This window comes from Spirosoma terrae (assembly GCF_010435915.1).
GTDB lineage: Bacteria > Bacteroidota > Bacteroidia > Cytophagales > Spirosomataceae > Spirosoma > Spirosoma terrae.
The window spans coordinates 1-1,822 of record NZ_JAAFZH010000039.1 but is presented as its reverse complement, the minus strand read 5'-3'; the positions used below and the strand labels follow the sequence as shown (position 1 = coordinate 1,822).

At 41.4% G+C, this 1,822-nt stretch carries 1 protein-coding gene; it reads right to left on the bottom strand.

Annotated features, from left to right (window positions below; all coding sequences use genetic code 11):
- Positions 1–100: 100 nt before the first annotated feature.
- Positions 101–1,645 (bottom strand): choice-of-anchor Q domain-containing protein, encoded by a 1,545-nt coding sequence (locus GK108_RS30930; protein ID WP_163955471.1) that lies wholly within the window; start codon positions 1,643–1,645, stop codon positions 101–103.
- Between the last annotated feature and the right edge of the window lie 177 nt (positions 1,646–1,822).

Below are 1,822 nucleotides of genomic sequence, written 5' to 3'. Positions count from 1 at the left end.
CCTGGACCATCTCATAATGCTTGATTGAAGTAAAAGCCAAGCATTATCCTAATAGCTATTTGAATTGCAGCTAAAGGGATTGGAGGGTAATAATGTTGTTTTATTGACTTAACTGCAATCTAGCATCCGGTGTATAAAGCAGTTGTGAGCCAGCTTCAAAAGTTACCCTTTTGGCTTCTCCTACATAATTCTGGGGTATAGTGACAATATGCTTTATCAATACCCGATCCGTGGTTGTTGGCACTTTTCCGCAAGACCAGACGGCGGTGTCATTCCATTGTCCGTCCTTAAGAGTGTATAAGCCTGATGAACAAATAGGATACTGGTACTCATAGGCTCCCATGTCAATACGATCTTCTTGTACCCGATTTTCTCCGGTAAAATCAACTTGGCTAGTTGTAGCAGTCGAGCTTAATGGATCACCTGTGTTTATACATGGGCTTGTAGGTTGAAGCCTAAAGTCGTTATTCGCAGGATCAACAAATATGGGATCTGTCATGATATTACCTGTGCCGGGGTATACACCTAGACTGAAGTTTTGAATATTCGAATAAGTGACGTCTTGCTTGGATAAATAGCTGCTCAAAGCCACTATATTTGGGTTTCGCCCTGTATTGCCCCAGGCAATGCAATTGACCATTTTCGCTTTTATTCTTCCTTGATAATCATCAAAGTATACCGCAGAGGCCAGTTGAGTAATATAGTTTTTGGTGAATGTACAATTTAGAATAATAGGGGTGGCGACTCCTTCATATAGCGAACCAAAATAGACCGCACCACCATAGAAAACTGCCGAATTTTGGCTAAAAATGCAGTTAACTATTGAAGGCTTGCTATTGCCTACGTAACAGATACCAAAGGCGATCGCTCCGCCACTAAAATATTCAGACCGATTGCGATGGAAAAGACAGTTAACAAAGGAAGGTGAGCTATATGTATTTTTGATGGCTCCTCCATTACTGTTAAATGCAGTATTCTGGTCGAAAATACAGTTAAGGAAGTGAGGAGCGCTATATCCAGAACTTGATCCGCCATTGTATACAGCTCCTCCCCCTTCTGCTCTATTCTTTGTGAAAAAACAGTTCTTAATAACAGGGCTACAATAATTGCCAGGACCGCTTCCATCATTCAACATACCTCCTCCGGCATAAGGAAATGCAGAAGAGCCGCTTTCATTTCCTAAAGTTATAACAAACCCATCCAAAACGGCCGTGCTATCTATCCCTCTGTTATTAATAACATGATATGAATTGTCTTCAACGTCTCCCGTTGTGCCAATATCACCACTCAATGTACTACTACTGGGTTGGCTAGCAGTAATTGGAGGTCTTTGTTCAATAGAAGATTCATTACCTTGGAAGCCACCATATATAGAAACACCATTACGCATAGCGAAGCTAACAGCTCGATTAGCCGTTATTGTCGGTTTATAGGTGCCTCTGGCAACCCAAACCTGCTTACCGGCCTCTATTGTTTTTAGGCGGCTTTGAAGCTGATTGCCAGGGAGCGAATTAATCCAGGATGAGCCTGAGAAGTCGCCAGTTCCTGATTCTGTGACATAAAGAATCGACTGAGCATTATTTAGGAAGGCGTATGAAATAAAGAAATAGATCAGAAGTAAGCGGCTGAACACTTGGGATGGCATTATTAATTAAAGCAGTTTCCGCAAACTTACTCTATCCGTTGAAAAGAGCAACGATCTAGGCAAATCAATAAGAAAAGTGACGAAAGTGGTGAAAGTGACGCCTGAAAAAACTATTTATTTTTTTTGCTTTGGGCTAGCCATAAGTCCAAACCACCTTTTTGCCAATTTTATCCACAG